Consider the following 13,967-nt stretch of genomic DNA (forward strand, 5'->3'; position numbering starts at 1 on the left):
AGACTGGCTCCGGCTCTGATGCTGCCGCGCCAATCCCGTAATATGGGGCGACGCCCTCCAAAGAAGAAGGGGTTAGGTCATCCTAATTTGCGCTCTTGTAGCACCGGAACAAATATCGAACAACCAGCCTTCTGATAGGCGATACGAAATGTGAACGCAAGAGCGTTGACTGTCACTCCTGACAGGAGCACACTTTGGTTGCTCGCTGATGGCGGAGAGGTATTGCGGAGGGATGACGCGATATCGGCAAGAGGTTCGCAGGAAGCGGGAAAATCCGGTAGGGAGGTAAAGGAGCATGAGTCCACCTGACTACACTGCCTAGCTTTCACACAGATGAAAGCACAGTCGATCTTGGTCGCGGATGCATTTTTTCGCAAGGAACCATGCATCGTTGATAAGAAGTTCGATTGCCGACAATTTATATATGCGCGGAAAACGAACGGCCGCGCGCCTTCGAATTCCGAAAGATTTTGTCGACGAATTAATGCCGACATATGAGCTTTGCTCAAACCCCAAGCCCCGCGCGCCAAAGAAACAGTGAGCGGCGGGGCTTTTTCTTGCGATATGATGATTGCAGAGTTGCCCGGATTTGGCGGGAGGCAGCGAGGGGCTTTGTAGCTCAGAAACCCACGCAAATTCATCCATGCAGTTTTCTGAAAATTGGGAGAGGCGCAGTTTTTGATGATGCAAAAGCTTGCATTTTGAACAAAACAAGAACATAAACTCTGTGGACATTGGCATTTCGCTGTACTGGAATTGAGCGCTCCACGCGTCAGTCCTGTAAGGTAAATGAATGAGTTTCAGGTGATGGCGCAATTCATGCGCCTGATCCTTCTTTTGGTAAGCGCTCTTGTCGGGGTTAAGAATATCCGAAGAGACGCGAATGAGACCCGGAGTGGATTTTCGATGGCTGGTAGCGTCAATAAGGTCATTCTGGTCGGCAATCTCGGTGCCGATCCGGAAATTCGTCGTCTGAACTCAGGCGATGTGGTTGCCAATCTGCGTATTGCGACATCGGAAAGCTGGCGTGATCGTCAGTCCGGCGAGCGCAAGGATCGCACCGAATGGCACAGCGTTGTCATTTTCAACGAGAACCTTGCTAAGGTCGCAGAACAGTATCTGAAGAAGGGCGCCAAGGTTTATATCGAAGGCGCGCTCCAGACCCGTAAGTGGCAGGATCAGAACGGCAATGACCGTTATTCGACGGAAGTTGTGCTGCAAAAGTTCCGCGGTGAGCTTCAGATGCTCGACAGCCGTGGCGAAGGCGGCGATCAGGGCCGTTCGTTTGATCGTGGTAGCGGCGGCGGTCGCAACCAGATGTCGGATTATTCCGGCGGCGGCGGTGATTTCGGTTCGTCCGGCCCGTCTTCTTCGGGTGGCGGTGGTGGTGGCGGCTTCTCCCGCGATCTCGACGACGAAATTCCATTTTGATGAATTTGACGGGCGCTTTAAGCGCCCGTTTCTTTATGGCTAGACGAATTGTTAAATCAGAACATCATATATTCGCATTATCTTTTTGATTAATAATACAATTGTTGTATTTTCCTGCTTAGTAAGTCTCGATTGAAAACTCCATGCGGTCTGCGGAAAAGCGCGTCAGCGAATACTGGATCGGGTGACCGTCTGTATCGACATTGATCGCACGCGCCATCAGCACAATGGCTCCGGGCGAGAGTTTCAGATGTTTCAGATCATCTGAATCGGCGTGTTGGGCCGAAATGGTTGTCGACTTGCGGAAATAATCCTCAATCCCGGCTTTCCGAAGCGCCCAGGTGATGGACCCATTTTCAGCATAGTCGACGGCAAAATCGGGAAATCGCGCCGCATTCACCCAATGTGTTGCGCGCGATACCGGACGTCCATCAGCACTGTGTGCCGTTTCAAGTTTCGTGACTTCGCTGCCGACAGCAATACCCAAGGCGTCCGCTATGTCGGGGGTTGCAACTTCTTTACCGCTGCTGAGCAATATGCCTTTGACTTCGCTGGCCTGTGTACCCAGCGACTGTGAAATGCGGGTGCGTTGCCCGATTTGATAGGTCAGGCGCTTGGCGTTGGCCACGAATGTGCCGCGTCCCTGTTCGGCGCGGAGAACGCCTTCCTGTGTCAGTGCGGCGATGGCGCTGCGCACCGTATGACGGTTGACACCGAAGCGATCCGCCAGTTCCATCTCGGCAGGCATACGTGCACCGGACTGAAGTTTTCCGGCCATGATGTCGCCGCGTATTTCGTCGGCAATCTGCCGCCAGATGGCCACACCGCTGTTTCGCTCAATTCGTTTGGTCTTTGTCATCAACTGTCATCGTCCTGTCATTGGCAGGGGGTAATAATTCTGTTATTGTATGGTTGTCTAGATAAATAGACAAATATGCGAAGCAAGTCAACAGGATTGAAACAGGGCGGAAAAGCTCATGCAAACGACAGAGCCCAAGGCAGGCAATGGCACTGCCGCCGGTGGGATCCACGCCTCGGCCAGCAATGACAAGTCCGGAAACGGTATGGCGCTTGATGCGATGCAGGCTGCACGTCAGGCCAGCATGACAACACTTGCGCAGGCGAGCGGCGAAGAGCTGAAAGCTTTCTGGCTGGAATGGTCGGACAAGCCCGATTTCGAAATTCTCCGTGGTCCGGAAACCGGACTGGTGATGCTGCGCGGCCGTATCGGCGGCGGCGGCGCGCCGTTCAATGTTGGTGAGGCGACGGTGACCCGCGCCACGGTGCGTCTAGCCGATGGTTCGGTCGGGCATTCCTATGCGCTTGGTCGCGATCAGGAAAAGGCGCGGCTGGCCGCTTTGTTTGATGCTCTGTGGATCGGTGAAACACGTCGCGATGCAGTGGAACGTCAGGTTCTCGACGTCTTGCGTAATCGGCTGGAGCAGGCCGACGCAAAGCTGCGCAGCGAAGCCGCCGCCACCAAAGTTGATTTCTTCACCATGGTTCGGGGAGACAATTGATGCTTCATTCTTCATCCCATTCATCTCCGGCCTTTGAAGGCGGTCTCGCCAATCCGGTCACGGACGCCCAATCGGCCTTTCATGCGGTCATGCATGCGATGGCCAATCCGGGCCGCGTTTACGCTCTGGTTCGTGCGGCCACGCCGCCCCAGCCGTTGACGCCGGAACTGGGCGTCATCGCTGCCACCTTGCTCGACCACGACGCCACCGTCTGGTGCGACCGCGCCATTGCAGCCAATGCAGACGCCACAGCCTGGCTGACCTTTCAGACCGGCGCGCCGCAGGTGGACGGCTCGGCTTCAGCGCAATTCGCACTGGTTACCGATGCTTCGCTATTGCCAGCACTGGCAGAGTTTTCGCAAGGGCAGCCAGAATTTCCCGACCGCTCGACGACGGTGGTTCTGGCAGTCAAGTCGTTTGAAAGCGGGCAGGGTCTTGTTCTGAAAGGCCCCGGCATCGACGGTGAGCGGGAAGTTCATATCGACGGTCTTCCGCAGGACTTCGTTGCGCAATGGCGCGACAACGGTGCGCAATTTCCGCTGGGCGTCGATCTGGTTCTGGTCTGCGACGATGCTGTCATCGCATTTCCGCGCACCACGCGCATAACCAAACTGGAGGGCTGAACATGTATGTTGCCGTAAAGGGTGGCGAAACAGCCATCCGTAACGCCCACCGACTTCTCGATGATCGCCGCCGGGGTGATCGTGCGGTGCCTGCACTACGGCTGGACCAGATCGTCGAACAGCTTGCGCTGGCCGTTGATCGCGTGATGGCGGAAGGTTCGCTCTATGATCGCGAGCTGGCCGCGCTTGCCGTGCGTCAGTCACGGGGCGATCTGATCGAAGCCATTTTCCTCGTGCGCGCCTATCGCACCACATTGCCGCGCTTTGGCTATTCCCGCCCGATGGAAACCGGGCAGATGCTGATCGAGCGACGCATCTCCGCGACCTATAAGGATCTTCCGGGCGGCCAGCTGCTTGGTCCGACCTTCGACTACACCCACCGTCTTCTCGATCCTGATCTGGCGGGTGATGTTGCAGTGCCGGAGCCGGAAGCGCGTGAAACCGAGAAGGAAGAGACGCCGCGCGTCACCGATATTCTCGGCGTGAACGGCATGATCGAGGACGATGGTTCTCTGCCGGAAGGCCACGAGCCGGGTGATCTGACACGCGAGCCGTGGACATTCCCGATGGAACGCGATCTGCGCTTGCAGGCGCTGGCGCGGGGCGATGAAGGTTTTCTTCTCGCACTCGGCTATTCCACCCAGCGCGGCTATGGCAACACCCATCCCTTCGTCGGAGAAATTCGCATTGGTGAAGTGGAGGTCGAATTCGACGTGCCTGAGCTGGGCTTTGCCGTTTCGCTTGGCCGGGTGCAATTGACCGAATGCCAGATGATCAACCAGTTCAAGGGTTCTGCAAAGCAGCCGCCGCAATTCACACGCGGCTATGGTCTGGTGTTCGGCCAGAGTGAGCGCAAGGCCATGTCCATGTCGCTCTGTGACCGCGCCTTGCGGGTTCGCGAATTCGATACAGACGTGACCGCGCCCGCACAGGACGAGGAATTTGTCATTTCTCACTCCGACAATGTGCAGTCGACTGGCTTCGTTGAGCATCTGAAACTGCCGCATTACGTGGATTTCCAAGCTGAACTCGAACTCATCCGCAGCATGCGTGCGGAATATGAGAAAACGCAGAGCGAGGCTGAAGGCACAGTGGAAGGCCAAGCGAAGGAGGCCGCAGAATGAGTGATCTGGCCAATTACAATTTCGCCTATCTGGACGAACAGACCAAGCGAATGATCCGCCGCGCCATATTGAAGGCCATTGCGGTGCCCGGTTATCAGGTACCTTTTGCCAGCCGCGAGATGCCGATGCCTTATGGCTGGGGCACGGGCGGCGTGCAGGTGACGGCTTCCATTCTTGGGCCGGACGATGTGCTGAAGGTTATCGATCAGGGCGCAGACGACACCACCAATGCCGTTTCGATCCGGGCGTTTTTCCAGAAGACCGCTGATGTGGCCGTGACAACCAGCACCGGCGAGGCGACGATCATCCAGACGCGCCACCGTATTCCGGAATATCCGCTGACCGAAGGACAGGTGATTGTCTATCAGGTGCCAATCCCGGAACCGCTGCGCTTTCTGGAACCCCGCGAAACGGAAACGCGCAAGATGCACGCGCTCGCCGAATATGGCCTCATGCATGTGAAGCTCTATGAGGACATTGCGCGTCACGGCCAGATCGCCAAGACCTATGATTATCCCGTGATGATCGAAGGGCGCTATGTGATGGCGCCATCTCCGACGCCGAAATTCGACAATCCGAAAATGCATATGTCGCCTGCCTTGCAGCTGTTCGGCGCAGGTCGCGAAAAGCGCATCTATGCGGTTCCGCCCTACACGCAGGTCGTGAGCCTCGATTTCGAGGATCATCCGTTTGAAGTGCAGAAGTTCAAGGAACCCTGTGCACTGTGCGGGGCAAAGGGCGTCTATCTGGACGAAGTCGTGCTGGATGATCGCGGCGGCTCGATGTTCGTGTGTTCGGACACTGATTATTGCGAAGACCGTCAGGCAAAAGGCCATTTCGGTCATCTGGCCGCCAATAACGAGGCTGCAGCCAAGGAAACGGTAAGATGAGTGACGAACCTCTGCTGAGAGTGAACAGCCTTTCGAAGTTCTACGGCAGCCGCCGTGGCTGCGAGGATATTTCCTTCAATCTTTGGCCCGGCGAAGTTCTGGCCATCGTCGGGGAGTCGGGCTCGGGCAAGACGACGCTGCTCAACAGCCTTGCAACCCGTCTGGAACCGACATCCGGTACCGTTGAATACCGGATGCGCGATGGCGAATTCCGCGATCTGTACAAGATTGGCGAGGCCGAGCGCCGTTTCCTGATGCGTACCGATTGGGGTTTTGTCCATCAGAACCCGGCTGACGGACTGCGCATGACGGTTTCGGCTGGCGCCAATGTCGGCGAGCGCCTGATGGCGGTGGGTGAACGCCACTATGGCAATATCCGTTCGACGGCGACCGAGTGGCTTGGCCGTGTGGAAATCGCCTCTGACCGTATCGACGATCAGCCGCGCGCTTTTTCCGGCGGTATGCGCCAGCGTTTGCAGATCGCGCGCAATCTCGTCACGGCACCGCGACTGGTGTTCATGGATGAGCCGACCGGCGGTCTCGACGTGTCGGTGCAGGCGCGCCTGCTCGACCTGTTGCGCGGGCTTGTCAACGATCTGGGGCTTTCAGTCATCATCGTGACGCATGATTTGGCCGTAGCGCGGCTTCTGTCGCACCGGATCATGGTCATGAAAGACGGTCATATTGTCGAGCAAGGGCTGACAGATCGCGTGCTGGATGACCCGCAAGCGCCTTATACGCAGTTACTCGTATCGTCGATCTTGCAGGTATAGGTCAATTAAAACAGATATTTATCGCATGTTTTTCGCAAGATAGCGGAACTTCGTGCGTGAGGTGAAAAATGTCTATGTTGCAAACATCCGCTTCGCAGGTCGTGCCACCACTGGTCGTATCCGGCGTAACCAAGACCTTCATCATGCATTTGCAGGGCGGCATTGAATTGCCGGTCGTGCATGGCGTGAATTTTGAACTCAATGCCGGTCAATGCGCCGTGCTCGGCGGTCCATCTGGTGCGGGCAAAAGCTCCATCCTGAAGATGGTCTACGGCAATTATGCGGTGAATGGCGGTTCCATCCTGATCCGCCACGCAGATCGCGCCGTCGATCTGGCCAAGGCTGATCCCCGCGAAGTGCTGGCCGTGCGCCGTGACACGATTGGCTATGTCAGCCAGTTTCTGCGCACACTGCCGCGTGTGGCGGCTATCGATGTCGTGGCCGAACCTTTGATTGCTCGCGGTGCCGACCACAACATGGCGCTGGACCGCGCCCGGGAACTGCTGGGCAAGCTCAACCTGCCGGAACGGCTTTGGGCGCTCCCGCCTGCAACCTTTTCCGGCGGTGAACAGCAGCGCGTCAACATTGCTCGCGGTTTCATCACCGATCATCCGGTGTTGCTGCTGGACGAACCAACAGCCTCGCTCGATGCGAAGAACCGCGCGGTTGTGGTCGATCTGATCAAGACAAAGGAGGCCGAAGGCGTTGCCATGCTCGGCATTTTCCACGACGAGGACGTGCGTGAGGAAGTGGCCGACCGCATCATCGACGTGACCGCCTTTTCGCCGAGGGCCGCAGCATGACCAAACTCTCGGTCGAACCACTGGTTCATGAAACGGCAGATGTCAGCGGCAGCAGGCTTGGCCGCTACACGGAAGTCGGCGCACGCAGCCGACTTTCCGAAACCGTGCTGGATGACTATTCCTATCTCGGTATCGATTGCGAAATCTGGTGTGCGGAAATCGGCAAATTTTCCAACATTGCCAGTCATGTGCGCATTAACGCCACCAATCATCCGACATGGCGGCCAACCTTGCATCACTTCACCTATCGCGCAGGCGATTACTGGCCGGATGCTGAGAATGAAACCGAGTTTTTCGACTGGCGTCGCGGCAATGCTGTGAAGATCGGCCATGACACCTGGCTCGGTCACGGCTCGACCATTCTCCCGGGCGTTACCGTGGGCAATGGTGCGGTGATCGGCGCTGGCGCTGTCGTCAGCAAGGATGTTGCGCCTTACACGATTGTCGGCGGTGTACCGGCGCGTCTTATCCGTGAGCGCTTTGACGCTGCGACCGGCAATCGTCTCGACCGGCTGGCCTGGTGGGACTGGAGCCATGAACGCCTGCGCGGCGCGCTCGATGACTTCCGCGCGCTCGATATCGAAACTTTTCTCTCGAAATATGAAACTGCCGCCAATACCGAGGCGGTCATGAAAGAGCTTTCTCATGGCGAATGAAATCGTTCTCAAAAATGCGCGCATCGTGCTTGCCGACGAGGTCGTCTCCGGCTCCATTCTGATCCGCGACGGCAGGATTGCCGCCATTGATCAGGGCAATGTGAATGGTGGCGAGGATATGGATGGCGATTATGTCATTCCCGGCCTGATCGAACTCCATACCGACCAGCTGGAATCGCATTATGCGCCGCGCCCCAAGGTGCGCTGGAACGTGGATGCCGCCGTTCAGGCCCACGACGCGCAGGTTGCCGCATCGGGCATCACCACTGTCTTCGATGCTATGCGGGTCGGTGCCGATTATGATCGCGACTTCGCCGGCAAAGATATGCGTCTGCTGGCCGATGCGATTGAAAGCGGTGTGCGCGAAAACCGTCTGCGCGCCGACCATTTCCTGCATCTGCGTTGCGAAGTTTCGGCAGCGGACTGCCTTGAAGGCTTTGCGCTGTTTGAAAACGATGATCGCGTGAAGCTTGCTTCGCTGATGGATCATGCGCCGGGGCAGCGCCAGTTTGCGGAGGTCGAAACCTACCGCACCTATTACATGCGCAAGCTGAAACTCAACGACGAAGAGTTTCGTTTGCATTGTGAAAGGCGCATGGCGGACTCAGACGCCTATTCTGCCAAGCATCGTCGGGCGATTGCCGATCTGGCGGGCGCGCGCGGCATCGTGCTGGCAAGCCATGATGACGCTACAAGCGCCCATGTCGATGAATCGCTCGATCACGGCGTCCGGATTGCCGAGTTTCCGACCACGCTGGAAGCGGCTTCGGCTTCGAAGGGGGCAGGCCTGTCCATCCTGATGGGCGCACCGAATATCGTGCGCGGCGGTTCGCATTCCGGCAATATTGCCGCCCGTGATCTGGTGGATAACGGTAGTCTGGACATTCTGTCGTCGGATTACATCCCGTTCAGCCTGATCCAGTCGGTCTTCGGGCTTGCTTCCGGCGAGCGCCCGATTGGGCTTCCCGAAGCCATCCGCCTCGTCAGCAAGAACCCCGCCGATGCAATGCGTATGGATGATCGTGGCGAAATTGCTGTCGGCAAGCGCGCCGATCTGGTACGAGCCCGCACGAGAAGTGCAATTCCGGTGGTACGCACTGTCTGGCGTGAAGGCGAGCGGGTGCTCTGATGCGTATGGAGAATATCCAGCCTAAAGGCTGTTTCGTTGCCGTTGTCGGCCCCAGCGGGGCCGGCAAGGATACGATCATGGATGGCGCGCGCATGGCCCTTGCAGGCGATGCGCAATTTCACTTTGTGCGCCGCATCGTAACGCGCCCGCAAATGCCGGGAACGGAAGATCACGACAGTCTGGATGAAGCAGCTTTTGCAAAAGCCGCAGGCGAGGGTGCCTTTGCGCTGCATTGGCGTGCTCATGGCCTCGATTATGGTCTGCCAAAGTCGCTCGATACGCTCATTGATGGCGGAACCGTGGTGATTGCCAACCTCTCACGCCGCGTTCTGGACGACATGCGCAAGCTCTATCCTTCGCGTTCCGTGGTTGTGATCAGTGCCCGTCCGGAGGTTCTGGCTGAGCGGCTGGCAGCGCGCGGACGAGAGAGCAGAGAAGAGATCGCCTTGCGCCTTTCGCGCGAAGTAAGCTTCGACAACGGGGCTGGCGATGTTGTCATAATAGACAATTCCGGCGATGTCGTTGAATCCACTGATGCATTCATTCGTCACCTGATGGAAATTCAAGGGAAAACAATAGTTTAAATAACGGACTTCGAGTGGCGTGTAAATTTACACAAACGTCACGATGCTTTCATTGCAGTGTCATGGAAGCAATTCAGAGTGAGCATGAATGGAGATGAATTCATGCTTCAACTGAAAAACGTAACGCGCCGCTATAATGACAAGGTGGCGGTTTCGGGGGTTGACCTCGAGATCGAACCCGGCACGTTTGTGGGAATTATCGGGCGTTCGGGCGCGGGTAAATCGACGCTTCTGCGTATGATCAATCGCCTCGTCGAGCCGTCAGAAGGAACAATTCATTGGGATGGGCGCGATGTCACCGGGCTGAAAGGCTCTGGACTTCGCGATTGGCGCGCGCAATGCGCTATGATTTTTCAGCATTTCAATCTGGTCGATCGTCTCGATGTTCTGACCAATGTGCTGATGGGGCGTCTCAATTACGTTTCGACCCCAAAGTCGCTCTTGCGTATCTGGAGCGATGAAGAACGCCTGATCGCACTGTCCGCTTTGCAGCAGTTCGATATCGCCCATCTGGCCGCTCACCGCGCCGATGAGCTTTCCGGTGGCCAGCAGCAGCGCGTTGCAATTGCCCGGGCGCTTGTTCAGCAGCCACGCATTATCCTCGCCGATGAACCGATTGCCTCGCTTGATCCGCGCAATACGCGCAGCGTCATGGATGCCCTGCGCCGCATCAACCGCGAATATGGCATTACGGTTCTCTGCAATCTGCATTCACTCGACATCGCGCGCAGCTATTGCGACCGCCTCGTTGGCATGTCTGCTGGCAAGGTTGTGTTCCGCGGCACGCCATCGATGCTGACCGATATGGCATCGCGCGACCTTTACGGCATGGAAGCCGCCGACGTTGTCGATAGTGACGACACGGTTGATGCGATGCCTGCACCGGTTCCGCAGTCGGCTGAAGCCGCTCTGCGCCAGATTTCCGCCTGAGCAACTAACGCTCCGGAAAAAAACTCGCTCCAAACTCAGGATTAACAGGAGAGACTTATGCTTAACCGTAGAACTTTTCTGGCGGCTGTTGCGCTCACCGCTACCATGACCTTTCATGCCCAGGCTGCTGACTGGAGCAAGGATTATCCAGAAATCGTTCTGGGTGTTATCCCGGCTGAAAACGCCTCGACCACCAGCGACCGTTATGCACCGCTCGCCGCTTATCTCGGCAAGGAACTCGGCACCAAGGTTACGCTGCGCGTTGCAAATGACTACGCTGCCGTTATCGAAGGCCAGCGCGCTGGCAATATCCAGATCGCTTTCTACGGCCCGGCTTCTTTTGCACGCGCTGTCATGACCGGCGTTGAAACCACGCCGCTCGTCAACCAGCGTCACGACACCGGCGTCAACGGCTATTACTCGGTTGTTTATGTTCGCGCCAACAGCCCGTACCAGAAAATGGACGACCTGAAGGGCAAGAGCATTGCGCTCGTTGATCCGAACTCCACGTCGGGCAACAATGCACCGCGCTACTTCCTGAACCGCGATGGCTATAGCGTCGATACGTTCTTCGGTAAGAACTTCTTTGCCGGTAGCCACGAAAACGCCGTTCTGGCGCTCGCTCAGGGCACAGCTGACGCCGCCGCCAATTCCTGGAATTCGGAAGACGATTCCAACCTGACCCGCATGATCAGCCGCGGCGTTCTCAAGGATGCAGACGGCAAGGCACTGACCAAGGATGATTTCCGCATCATCTTCAAGTCGGACTTCCTGCCGGAAGGCCCGTTTGCCGTGCTCAGCACGCTGCCTGACCAGCTGAAGGCTGACATCAAGCAGGCTTTCCTTGAAATGCCGAAGAAGGACAAGGCCGGCTTTGACGCCCTTTCCGACGGCAAGGACCAGGAATTCGTGGCGACCGGAGCCAAGGATTATGAACCGATCATCGAGATGCTGAAGTTCAACGACAAGGCACGCAAGTCCTAATCCGTAGAACAATCGAAATGCCCGAAGCCGCAAACGCTTCGGGCATTTTTGTTAGGGAATCTCGCATGACGATATCCTCTCTCGACGGCAGCGGCTCCAAGGACCTGCTCGCCGAGTATCGCAGGGAAGTCGGGAAACGACGCCTTTACGGTATCGGTTTCCTCTTCATTCTGGTTGTTATCGCCATAGCTGCCTCTGTTGTTGCCGATGTTCGGCTGGGCACACTGGTTGAAAATCTCTATCGTTTTACAAGTTATCTTGGCCGCATTCTGCCGGACCTGACCATCGCCAATTTCTGGGGCGATATGGCCGCGTGGTACTGGAATATCGGCGGCTGGCTTAAAATGCTCTTCGAGACGCTGCTGATCGCCTATCTTGCGACGCTGATCGGTGCAGTCGTTGCATTCGCCGCTTCATTTGCGGCTTCCTCCAATATGGCGCCCAATTCGACGGTGCGCTTCATCGTTCGCCGCGGACTGGAACTGCTGCGGACCGTTCCTGAAATCGTCTTCGCCCTGCTGTTCGTGATTGCTTTTGGTCTTGGACCGATGGCGGGTGTGCTGGCGCTCATGCTTCACACGACGGGCGCACTTGGCAAACTGTTTTCGGAAGTGGTCGAGAACATCGATATGCGACCCGTCGAAGGTATTCGGGCGTCGGGCGGTTCCGGCCTTCAGGTCATCCGTTTTGCCGTGCTGCCGCAAGTCTCGGCCAATTTTGCTTCCTACGGGCTGCTGCGCTTTGAAATCAATGTGCGCGGCGCTTCCGTTATGGGCTTTGTCGGGGCAGGCGGCATTGGTCAGGAACTGCTCACCTCGATCCGGCAGTTCTACTACAGCGACGTCAGCGCAATTCTGCTGCTGATCATTGTGACAATCGTCGCGATCGATCTCATCACCCAGCGTGTCCGTCACGCGCTTCTGGGCCGCATCGGCTGAAGGGGAGGATATTATGACTGATATTGCACAAAGCCTCTCCCGCGAAGCCCATGCGCATGAAAAGGAATTGCGCGCGGAATATGCTTCGCTCTTCGGCAACGGACGTGTCTGGCGCAATCTGGCGATATTCAGCCTGTTGCTGGTCGCTTCAGTGTGGTTTGCCTTCTACTGGCTCGATTTCTCGTTTCTGAGGATCATGAACGGGCTTGGGCGGTTGGGCGACTTCGCACTCATGATGCTGCCTCCCGCATCCAATGGCCGTTTCAGTCTTTATCTCTGGTCTATGCTGGAAACGCTCGCCATCGCCTATCTGGGCACGTTGCTGGCGGCAATTCTCGCCTTTCCGTTCGGTTTTCTGGCGGCGAAGAACATCATCCCGAACATGTTCCTGCATTTCGGCATACGCCGCTTTCTCGACACCATCCGTGGCGTCGATACGCTGATCTGGGCGCTGATCTGGGTGTCTGTCGTGGGGCTTGGACCTTTCGCCGGTATTCTGGCTATTGCCTGTTCCGACTTTGGCGCTTTTGGCAAGCTTTTCTCTGAAGCCATCGAGGGCGCGGACAAGAAGCCAGTGGAAGGCGTGTTGTCATCCGGCGGTAATCGTCTTCACGGCTATCGCTTCGGCGTGCTGCCGCAGGTTCTGCCGTTGATTGGCAGTCAGGTGCTCTATTTCTTCGAATCCAACACGCGCTCGGCAACGATCATCGGTATTGTGGGGGCAGGTGGTATCGGCGCGCATCTGGCGGAACAGATCAAGGTTCTGAACCTTCAGGATGTTTCGTTCCTGATTATCATGATCCTGGTTGCGGTCGCGGTTATCGACTGGTTCTCGTCCAGGCTGCGCCACGCCATGATCGGCAAGAAGGCGCAGAAGTCGGCCTAACCACTGATAAGCGTCTTGATGCCGTCGGCGACGAACTGCACGGCAAGTGCGGCCAGAATGACACCCAGCAAGCGGGTAAGAATGGATCGACCGGTTTCGCCAAGGAACCGGTCGACGCGTTCTGCTAGCAGAAGCACGACATAGGTAATGAGCAGGCAGATGAAGATCACGCCAACGAGGGCCGCACGCGGCCCTATGCCGTGGAACGAGTTCGATGTCAGCACGATAGCCGAAATCGCGCCAGGACCCGCTATAAGCGGAATTGCGAGCGGGAAGGCGGCAATGTTGCGGATATGATCCTTGGTGATGGCGACTTCAGCGCTCTTTTCCTTACGCTCCGTCCGCTTTTCGAAGATCATTTCAAATGCGATCCAGAACAGAAGCAAGCCACCGGCGACACGGAATGCGCCGATGGAAATGCCGAACATGCCGAGAATTTGCACGCCCGCCACGGCAAACAGCGCCATGACGATGAAGCCGATGATGGAAGCCCGCAGTGCGACCTGACCGCGATGACTGCGATCCATACCCGGCGTCAGCGCCAGAAACAACGGCGCCAGACCGGGCGGGTCGATAGTGACGAGAAGGGTGACGAAAGCGCTGAAAACGGTATCGTAAAAACCCATGCTGCTCGCGCCCCTCTTTTTGATCGGCCGTGATCGAACTCTAGAGCATTTCCAGCAACACTGTGAAGCT

17 protein-coding genes and 1 pseudogene are annotated in these 13,967 nt (G+C 57.0%); 14 read left to right on the forward strand and 4 right to left on the reverse strand.

What is annotated here, in order from left to right:
- Nucleotides 1-77: 77 nt before the first annotated feature.
- Together QBD01_RS17525 and QBD01_RS17530 are read right to left on the reverse strand one after the other, a co-directional pair.
- Nucleotides 78-274 (reverse strand): annotated as a pseudogene (locus QBD01_RS17525) (hypothetical protein).
- Nucleotides 275-318: 44 nt separating this feature from the next.
- Entirely contained in the window at nucleotides 319-735 is a 417-nt protein-coding gene (locus QBD01_RS17530; protein ID WP_280993883.1) for a hypothetical protein, read from the reverse strand.
- A gap of 171 nt (nucleotides 736-906) precedes the next feature.
- On the opposite strand from QBD01_RS17530, the gene ssb reads away from it, so the two are divergent.
- A complete protein-coding gene (gene ssb, locus QBD01_RS17535; protein ID WP_109368961.1) occupies nucleotides 907-1,431 on the forward strand; it encodes a single-stranded DNA-binding protein in 525 nt (174 codons plus the stop codon).
- A gap of 118 nt (nucleotides 1,432-1,549) precedes the next feature.
- On the opposite strand, the gene phnF is transcribed toward ssb, so the two are convergent.
- Nucleotides 1,550-2,293 carry a phosphonate metabolism transcriptional regulator PhnF gene (phnF, locus tag QBD01_RS17540; RefSeq protein ID WP_280993884.1) on the reverse strand — a complete coding sequence of 248 codons (744 nt, stop codon included), beginning with the start codon at nucleotides 2,291-2,293 and terminating at the stop codon, nucleotides 1,550-1,552.
- A gap of 202 nt (nucleotides 2,294-2,495) precedes the next feature.
- Between phnF and phnG the strand changes: the two genes are divergently transcribed.
- From phnG to phnE (QBD01_RS17605), 13 genes are all read left to right on the forward strand, one after another.
- Nucleotides 2,496-2,951: a phosphonate C-P lyase system protein PhnG gene (gene phnG / locus QBD01_RS17545; RefSeq protein ID WP_280994104.1), complete on the forward strand. Its 456-nt coding sequence runs from the start codon at nucleotides 2,496-2,498 to the stop codon at nucleotides 2,949-2,951.
- A complete protein-coding gene (phnH, locus tag QBD01_RS17550) occupies nucleotides 2,951-3,574 on the forward strand; it encodes a phosphonate C-P lyase system protein PhnH (protein WP_280993885.1) in 624 nt (207 codons plus the stop codon). The genes phnG and phnH overlap by 1 nt, the downstream gene beginning before the upstream one ends.
- Before the next feature lie 2 nt (nucleotides 3,575-3,576).
- Complete coding sequence (locus QBD01_RS17555; RefSeq protein WP_280993886.1) at nucleotides 3,577-4,698, forward strand: carbon-phosphorus lyase complex subunit PhnI; 1,122 nt, start codon at nucleotides 3,577-3,579, stop codon at nucleotides 4,696-4,698.
- Nucleotides 4,695-5,588: an alpha-D-ribose 1-methylphosphonate 5-phosphate C-P-lyase PhnJ gene (locus QBD01_RS17560; RefSeq protein WP_280993887.1), complete on the forward strand. Its 894-nt coding sequence runs from the start codon at nucleotides 4,695-4,697 to the stop codon at nucleotides 5,586-5,588. The genes QBD01_RS17555 and QBD01_RS17560 overlap by 4 nt, the downstream gene beginning before the upstream one ends.
- Nucleotides 5,585-6,361 carry a phosphonate C-P lyase system protein PhnK gene (gene phnK, locus QBD01_RS17565; protein WP_113533564.1) on the forward strand — a complete coding sequence of 259 codons (777 nt, stop codon included), beginning with the start codon at nucleotides 5,585-5,587 and terminating at the stop codon, nucleotides 6,359-6,361. Before QBD01_RS17560 ends, phnK begins: the two co-directional genes overlap by 4 nt.
- Nucleotides 6,362-6,429: 68 nt before the next feature.
- Nucleotides 6,430-7,164 (forward strand): phosphonate C-P lyase system protein PhnL, encoded by a 735-nt coding sequence (phnL, locus tag QBD01_RS17570; RefSeq protein WP_280993888.1) that lies wholly within the window; start codon nucleotides 6,430-6,432, stop codon nucleotides 7,162-7,164.
- Entirely contained in the window at nucleotides 7,161-7,820 is a 660-nt protein-coding gene (locus QBD01_RS17575) for a DapH/DapD/GlmU-related protein (protein ID WP_280993889.1), read from the forward strand. The genes phnL and QBD01_RS17575 overlap by 4 nt, the downstream gene beginning before the upstream one ends.
- Nucleotides 7,810-8,949: an alpha-D-ribose 1-methylphosphonate 5-triphosphate diphosphatase gene (locus QBD01_RS17580; protein WP_280993890.1), complete on the forward strand. Its 1,140-nt coding sequence runs from the start codon at nucleotides 7,810-7,812 to the stop codon at nucleotides 8,947-8,949. The genes QBD01_RS17575 and QBD01_RS17580 overlap by 11 nt, the downstream gene beginning before the upstream one ends.
- A gap of 5 nt (nucleotides 8,950-8,954) precedes the next feature.
- Nucleotides 8,955-9,533, forward strand: a complete 579-nt coding sequence (gene phnN, locus QBD01_RS17585) for a phosphonate metabolism protein/1,5-bisphosphokinase (PRPP-forming) PhnN (RefSeq protein ID WP_280994105.1) — start codon at nucleotides 8,955-8,957, stop codon at nucleotides 9,531-9,533.
- A gap of 102 nt (nucleotides 9,534-9,635) precedes the next feature.
- The gene (phnC, locus tag QBD01_RS17590; protein ID WP_182520432.1) at nucleotides 9,636-10,463 is read left to right on the forward strand and encodes a phosphonate ABC transporter ATP-binding protein; all 828 of its coding nucleotides are present in this window, start codon (nucleotides 9,636-9,638) and stop codon (nucleotides 10,461-10,463) included.
- A 57-nt stretch (nucleotides 10,464-10,520) separates the two neighbouring features.
- Nucleotides 10,521-11,447: a phosphonate ABC transporter substrate-binding protein gene (gene phnD, locus QBD01_RS17595; protein ID WP_280993891.1), complete on the forward strand. Its 927-nt coding sequence runs from the start codon at nucleotides 10,521-10,523 to the stop codon at nucleotides 11,445-11,447.
- Between the two features lie 65 nt (nucleotides 11,448-11,512).
- Nucleotides 11,513-12,385 carry a phosphonate ABC transporter, permease protein PhnE gene (phnE, locus tag QBD01_RS17600; protein ID WP_280993892.1) on the forward strand — a complete coding sequence of 291 codons (873 nt, stop codon included), beginning with the start codon at nucleotides 11,513-11,515 and terminating at the stop codon, nucleotides 12,383-12,385.
- Between the two features lie 13 nt (nucleotides 12,386-12,398).
- Nucleotides 12,399-13,271 carry a phosphonate ABC transporter, permease protein PhnE gene (gene phnE, locus QBD01_RS17605; protein WP_280993893.1) on the forward strand — a complete coding sequence of 291 codons (873 nt, stop codon included), beginning with the start codon at nucleotides 12,399-12,401 and terminating at the stop codon, nucleotides 13,269-13,271.
- Here the strand turns inward: phnE (QBD01_RS17605) and QBD01_RS17610 are convergent.
- Nucleotides 13,268-13,897, reverse strand: a complete 630-nt coding sequence (locus tag QBD01_RS17610; protein ID WP_078338612.1) for a MarC family protein — start codon at nucleotides 13,895-13,897, stop codon at nucleotides 13,268-13,270. The two genes, phnE (QBD01_RS17605) and QBD01_RS17610, sit on opposite strands and share 4 nt — an antisense overlap.
- Nucleotides 13,898-13,967 lie beyond the last annotated feature (70 nt).

The sequence above is a fragment of the Ochrobactrum sp. 19YEA23 genome (genome assembly GCF_029909865.1).
In the GTDB taxonomy this organism is placed as follows: domain Bacteria; phylum Pseudomonadota; class Alphaproteobacteria; order Rhizobiales; family Rhizobiaceae; genus Brucella; species Brucella gambitense.